This is a genomic window from Archangium violaceum Cb vi76 (assembly GCF_000733295.1).
Taxonomy (GTDB): Bacteria; Myxococcota; Myxococcia; order Myxococcales; family Myxococcaceae; genus Archangium; species Archangium violaceum.
In genome coordinates this window covers 20,249-27,045 of sequence record NZ_JPMI01000167.1, presented here as the reverse complement: position 1 = coordinate 27,045, position 6,797 = coordinate 20,249, and the positions used below count along the sequence as shown (strand labels likewise).

The window sequence follows — 6,797 nt, the reverse complement described above, 5'->3', positions numbered from 1 at the left end:
CGTCCAGGCCCGTGAACGTCTCCGGGTCCGCGCACGCGGTGAAGGGCGCACCATCCAGGCTGCACTCGAACGTCGCCCCCGTCTCCGAGCTGAAGTCGAACATCGCGCTCGTCGCGTTGGTGCGGGCGGGCGGGCCCGAGACGATGGTGGTGTCCGGCGGCGTGAGGTCCACCGTCCACGTGTGGCTGGCCGGCGAGAGGTCCACGTTGCCCACGGAATCCTTCGCACGCACCCGCAGGGTGTACGACTTCTCCGTCGTCAGATCCGTGAAGGTCACCGGATCCGTGCAGGAGGTGAAGGGGGCACTGTCCAGGCTGCACTCGTACGTCACGCCCGGCTCCGCCACCACCACGTCGAAGTCGAACGTCGCGCTCGTGGAGTTGGTGCGCGTGGGAGGACCCGAGACGATGACGGTGTCCGGCGGCGTGAGGTCCACCGTCCACGTGTAGCTGGCCGGGGAGTCATCCACGTTCCCCGCGGCGTCGATGGCCCGCACCTCGAGGGTGTGCACGCGCTCGGTGAGGTCGGTGAAGGTCACCGGGTCCGTGCAGGTGGTGAAGGCCGCACCATTCAGGCTGCACTCGTAGCGCACGCCCGGCTCGCTCGCGCTGAAGTCGAACATGGCGCTCGTCGCGTTGGTGGGAGTCGCCGGACCCGAGTCGATGAAGGTGTTCGGCCTCGTGACGTCCACGGTGAAGGTGTTGGCCGCGCTCTTGGAGCTCTGCACACCCTCCACCTCGAGGGCCGCCTGCACCGTATAGGTCTTCTCGGCGAGGTCCGCGGGCGGGGAGAAGACGTAGATGCCGGAAGAGTTGGACGTCGCCCGGCCGACCTCGACCCCGTCGAGATAGATGACCACCGTGGAGTTGGGCTGGGCCGAGCCCCGGATGTCGGGCCTGCGGTTGCTGGTGGAGGAAGCGTCGGCCGGCGCGGTCACCGTGGGAACAGGCAGTGAGGTGGGGAAACCCGTGGTCAACCGGGAGAAGACGCCGTCCACGCCCGACTGCGCGCCGTAGGTGCCGCCACCGGGTGCCGATGGATCCTGCTGCGTCCCCGCTGCGGCACGACCGACGCTGCTGGAACTGATGGCGCAGGTACCGCTCGCGGACTGGAACATGATGCGGCCACCACCGCCACCGCCGCCCGGCCCGACCTGGACCAGGCCCGAGTTGCCACCAATGCCACCTCGCGCACCGATGAGGTTGGTATTGCACGCGGCCGACGCGGCGAAGCGCAGATAGAGCGTACCGCCCGCGCCACCGCCGCTGGAGGCATCGTTCGCGGCCACGCCGACGGACTCACCGTTCGCGAAGATGGTGCCCGTTCCAGCGAGCTGGTTGGCACGGATGAAGACGATGCCACCGCCCTTGCCTCCCGCCACGGTGCTTCCCGAGTCGCCATGACCCGCACCACCACCACCGCCGAGCGTGAGGCGGGTGAGCAGGGGGGAAGTGCCGGTGTTATCGACCGCCGCGCCGCCCAGGCCACCCACGGGCCTGTTGCCATCCCCCGAGTTACCGCCAACGCCACCCGCGCCACCGTTACCACCACCACCACCACCGGACTTGTAGCAGACGCCTCCGCCACCACCATTGGCCACGTTGCCACGTCCGGTGTGCGTGTTTCCATAACGGGTGATGGCGAACCCCTCGCCCTTCTGCGCCCCCTGGGCAGCGGCCTTGTCCAGATCAGTGTCCAGGCACCCCACCTCGCCGCTCTCGTCGTCGACGAAGAGGCCGCCGCGGAAGCCGATGGAGGTCGCGTTGACGTTACCGTTGTTGGTGAAGGTGTTCTGGGCCAGGAAGGCGATCACGCCACCCGTGCTCCCGTTCCACGCGGGCGCGGTGATGCTACGGGCCGCGTTGATGGTGACGGACGTGTACTCGGGAACCCGGATGACCTGGGTCACGTTGGCGGCGTAGTCGTGGATGAGCGGCGCCGTCAGCGTCATCGAGCCCGCGGTCACGGAGGCCAGCCGCGCGAACTCCCAGCGGCCCACCTCCTTGTGCGTGACGTTGAGGTCGATCGGCGTGGCGTCACCGGAAGCGGGCTCGGGCACGAGGCCCGTCGTCTGGAGCACCAGCACCAGGTCTCCCGCCGCGAAGCAGGACGCCGCCCCCGTGCACGTACCCACCGGAATGACGGTGTCTCCCGCGGCCAGCGGTCCCGTCACCTGGGCATAGCTGTTGACGTAGTTGGTGCCAGCGGTCGAGACCGTGAGCTCGCCGTTGCGCCCGGTACCCAGGCCGAACGTATCCGGCTCGGCCAGCGCCGCCGTCGAGCCGAGGGCCAGCGTGCACAGCACCGCCGTGAGCCACTTCTTGAAGAGTCCGTTCTTCATGTTCTTCGTTTCCTTCAGCTACGGCAGCTCGCGCTCGGGGGTGACGATGATGAACTCCACGCGCCGGTTGGCCGCGCGGCCCTTCTCCGTCTTGTTGGAATCGATGGGCCGGTCGGGACCGAAGCCCTTCGCCTCCAGGCGCGACGGCTCCACGCCCTTTTTCACCAGGTAGCCCTTCACCGCCTCGGCCCGCGCCAGCGACAGCTTGCGGTTGGCCTCCGCGTTGCCGCGGTCGTCGGTGTGGCCCTCGATGACCATCTGGTCCACCTCGGGGTGCTGCTGGAGGATCTTCGCCACCTGGTCCAGCATCTTGAAGGACCGCGGCTGGATGATCGCCTTGCCGGTGGCGAAGAACACCTGCTCCTTGATCTCCAGCTTGCCCTTCTGGATGGCCACCATCTGCTTCTGCTGCACCGGGCAGCCCGCGTTGGTCGGCACACCCTTCTCGGCGGGGCAGTTGTCCAGGTGGTCCGCCACGGTGTCACCATCCGTGTCCTTCGCCGGGCAGCCGCGCAGCTCCGGCAGGCCCGCCTCCGTGGGGCACTTGTCCGCGGCATCCTCAATGCCGTCCTTGTCCGCGTCCCGCACCGGGCAACCCTGGCGATTGGCCGGGCCCGCCTCCGTGGGGCACTTGTCCGCCGCATCCTCGATGCCGTCCTGGTCCGCGTCGCGCACCGGGCAACCCTGACGCTCGGCCAGGCCCGCTTCCGTGGGGCACTTGTCCGCGGCGTCCTCGATGCCGTCCTTGTCCGTGTCCTTCACCGGGCAGCCCTGGCGCTCGGCCGGCCCCGCCTCCATGGGGCACGAGTCCTCGCCATTCACCACGCCATCGCCGTCATCATCGCGGCGCGAGGTGTCCGCCCGCTCGCCTCCGCCCATGGCCACGCCGAGCAGCACGCGGAACGTGGGCGTGCCCGGCGCATTGCCGAAACCGGGGCCGCCCAGCGCGTAGGCCTCGAGCGACTCGCTCAGGGGCAACCTCAGGCCCGCCAGCACCTCCAGGGAGCCCTGCTCGCGGGTGAGCGGCACGCTGCCGCGGACGTTGAGCTCGCCACGCAGCCCGTCGCCCGTGGTGGCCACCACCGCGCCCAGGCGCACCTCGCTGCCCAGCTCGTCCTGCACCTCGCCCACGTCCCCCAGGACGACGGAGGGGCGGATCAACGCTCCGGCCTCCACGCCCGCGCGCAGCGCGCCGAAGTTCCGGCCCAGCATCACCTTGGGCGAGAGCCGGACGACGCTGTCGCGCGAGAGCGTGTCCGCGCTGCCCACGGGCAGGCCCACGCCCAGCTCGAGCGCCAGGTCCACCGGCGCATCCCGCCGCTGCGCGAGCAGTCCCAGCCGCACGTGCGCCATCGGCGTGGACAGGCCCGTGGTGGCCGGGGACGCGACGTTCTGCGCGCTCAGGTCATCCCCGCTCTGCCAGAGCACCAGCGGGAGCTGCAGACCCAGCTCCAGCCACTGCATCGGCGCCCAGGCCGCCAGCAGGTGCCCCGTCGCCCGGTTGCCCACCACCGAGCCCAGCCGGGTGCCGTTCCGATACATCACGAGAGGATCGTTCTCGTAATGGCCCGCGAGCGAGAGGCGGAAGCCGCCCTTGGGCAGCAGCTCGCCGGTGCCCATCAGCAGCGAACCGCGGCCGTTGGGGTTGAGTTCCAGGCGCTCCAGCTCGAACGACGGCAGGCCCGAGGGCTGCGCGAGCGCGGCCGGGCCGAGCAGGAGGGTGGCAACGGCGGACAGGAGGGACAGCTTGGTGTGGCTCATGATTTTTCCGTGTCGGGGCCCCTGCGGGTCCGTTTCTGGCTGGACCGCCCCTCGGCACTGCATCCCAGGTGAAGAGCGAGGTGGGGAGGACTCTCCGTACGACCCTGGATGACGCCGAGCGCATACAGACCCGAGATGGCGCGAGGTGTCCAGACATCGTTCAGGGTGTGGCGCACGCCAGCCTGTCCTTCGGGGAACCGCGATTCCGGCTTCCAGTGCCTCTGGAGAAGTCTCGCGCCCGCCTGCTCTGTCCTTCAGTGAACCCGTGGTTCGTACTCCCAGTAGCACCCGAGGGCAAACAAACGTTGCCGTGAAGGCAGCAGGTGCGCACCGTGGGGCACTGATGAGCGTCCTGGGGCGAATCGGTTGCGGCCTGGGCCTCGGGCTGGCCGGGTTGTTGCTGAACCTGGCGGCCCTTGAGGTATTGCCCGGGGTGCATCTGCTGCTCGGGCCGCTGCTGGTGCTCACCGCCGGGGTGCTGTGCGGGCCTGTAGCCGGAGCGCTGGCGGGAGCCGTCTCCGGCGTGAGGACGCTCTGGCTGTGGGGCCACCCGTGGGGCTGGCTCAACATCGCCCTCGAGGGCCTCGTCGTGGGCGCGCTGCGCCGGCGCCTCACCCCGGTGGCGGCGGACGCGCTGTATTGGATTCTCAGTCCGTTGTACTTCCTCGCCACCTACTTCCTGCTGGCCGGTATTCCCACCCCGGCCATCCTGGTGGCGGGGCTGAAGCAGGCGGTGAACGGGCTGCTGGCGGCGCTCATCCTCCAGGTGGTGGTGCTGCTGCCGCCCGTGCGCAGGCGTCTGCGCGCCCTGCTGCCCCTGCCGCTGGCGAACATGTCGCTGGGCCGGGTGTTCGGCTCGGCGCTCACGCTGGGGGCCATCATCCCGCTGCTGGTGCTGGGCGGCGCCGAGGGCCGCGAGCGCTACACCTCCGAGGTGCGGCAATTGGACGAGGCCAACCTGCATGCCGCGCGGGTGGTGGCCAATGAAATCGAGAGCAGCCTCGCGCACGCCCGGCATGGCGTGTCGCGGCTGGCCCGCACGCTCTCGTCGAGCCTCTCGGCGGAGGGAGCGCTGCCGGGCCCCCATTTCCTCGAGGGAGAGCTGGACGCACTCGTCACCTATTCGCCCGAGGTCATCAACGCCTACGTGGGAAGTCCGGCCGGGGTGGCGCTCGCGTTCTCCCCGAGGACCGACGCGGCGGGCCGTCCGCTGGCGGGCACGGACTTCTCGGACCGCGCCTATGTGGAGGAGGTGCGGCGCTCGCGCGGGCCGCTGGTGAGCGACGTCTTCCTCGGGCGCGGAGGAGTCACGGGGCCGTTGGTGGTGACGCTGGCCCCCATCCGCCGCGACGAGCGGTACGCGGGGTACGTGCTGGCGGCGGTGGACCTGCCTCGGCTGCGCCGGCACGCCCAGGCGCAGATTGGAGATGGGCAACGGCGCATCCTGGTCGTCGACGCGCGGGGCGGGATCATCTTCGACTCGTCGGAGGAGGAGCCGGGGCAGCTGCGCAGCATCATCAGCTCGGCCCTGGCGCGGGCCCTCGAGGAGTCGGGCTCCAAGGGCACGGGCACCTACGAGGCGGAGCCGGACGCGGTGATGCTGGTGCGGATGGGCACGCTCCAGCACTTCGGCGTGGTGGAGGTGCCGCCGCTGGGCTGGCGGGTGGTGGTGCAGCAACCGGGCACGCGGCTGCAGCGGGACGTGGAGCGCTCCTATTTCGGGCTGCTCGGGACGCTGGGATTGGCCACGGTGTCCGCGGTGCTGTTGGCGCTCGCCTTCTCGCGCACCATCGTCGCCCCGGTGCAGGGGGTGTCGCGCGCGGCGGCGCGGCTGGCCGCGGGAGAGCGCACGGCCCGCGCCGCCGAGGCGGCCGAGGACGCACCGCGCGAGCTGAACCAACTGGCGGAGACGTTCGACCGGATGGCGTGGCAGCTGTCGCGGCAGCTGGAGGCCATCGAGCGCACCAGCCGGGAGAAGGACGCCTTCCTCTCCATCGCCTCGCACGAGCTGAAGACGCCGCTCACCGCGCTCAAGGCGCAGGTGCAGTTGTTGCGGCGCAAGCTGGGGGACGAGCACGCGCAGCGGCTGGACAACGTGAGCCGGCAGGTGGACCGGGTGACGCGGCTGGTGAACCAGTTGCTGGACGCCTCGCAGCTGGGCCTGGAGCAACTGCCGCTGCAGCGCACGCGGATGGACCTGAGCGAGGTGGTGCGGCGGGTGGCGGAGACGCTGGTGAGCACCTCGCCGCGGCACACGCTGGAGCTCGAGACGGAGCCCGTGATGGGCGACTTCGACGAGCTGCGCCTGGAGCAGGTGGTGCACAACCTGGTGTCCAACGCCATCAAGTACAGCCCGACGGGGTGCGCCATCCAGGTGTGGATGCGGAGGCGGCCGGAGGGCGAGGCGGAGCTGGTGGTGGCGGACCGGGGCATCGGCCTGCGCGTGGAGGACGAGGAGCAGCTCTTCGGACGCTTCGAGCGGGGAGACCGGCGCGAGCTGACGGGCATCTCGGGGATTGGGGTGGGGCTGTACGTGTCGAGGGAGATCGTCCGCCGGCACGGAGGCCGCATCTCGCTGCGCCCGCGCGAGGGAGGTGGCGCGGTGGCCACGGTGCGGCTACCGGCGGCCACGGAGCCGGAGCGCAACCGCCGGGACTCGTCCGCGCATCAGGAAGAGGGGCGGGAGTAGAGCCTG

General features: G+C 70.6%; 3 protein-coding genes. 1 reads left to right on the top strand and 2 read right to left on the bottom strand.

The window, feature by feature from the left end; all coding sequences use genetic code 11:
- Together agmC and Q664_RS24695 are read right to left on the bottom strand one after the other, a co-directional pair.
- Positions 1-2,341, bottom strand: a 2,341-nt coding sequence (agmC, locus tag Q664_RS24700; protein ID WP_075207502.1) for an adventurous gliding motility protein AgmC, incomplete at its 3' end; no start/stop codon positions are given.
- 18 nt (positions 2,342-2,359) lie between these two features.
- Positions 2,360-4,102 carry an OmpA family protein gene (locus tag Q664_RS24695; protein ID WP_043400535.1) on the bottom strand — a complete coding sequence of 581 codons (1,743 nt, stop codon included), beginning with the start codon at positions 4,100-4,102 and terminating at the stop codon, positions 2,360-2,362.
- Positions 4,103-4,445: 343 nt separating this feature from the next.
- Here Q664_RS24695 and Q664_RS24690 point away from each other — a divergent pair, with 343 nt between their 5' ends.
- Positions 4,446-6,791 (top strand): ATP-binding protein, encoded by a 2,346-nt coding sequence (locus Q664_RS24690; RefSeq protein WP_084610343.1) that lies wholly within the window; start codon positions 4,446-4,448, stop codon positions 6,789-6,791.
- Positions 6,792-6,797 lie beyond the last annotated feature (6 nt).

Coding starts and splice junctions, on each gene's coding strand:
- Q664_RS24690 (WP_084610343.1), top strand. CDS start 4,446: ATGAGCGTCCTGGGGCGAATCGGTTGCGGCCTGGGCCTCGGGCTGGCC.
- Q664_RS24695 (WP_043400535.1), bottom strand. CDS start 4,102: ATGAGCCACACCAAGCTGTCCCTCCTGTCCGCCGTTGCCACCCTCCTG.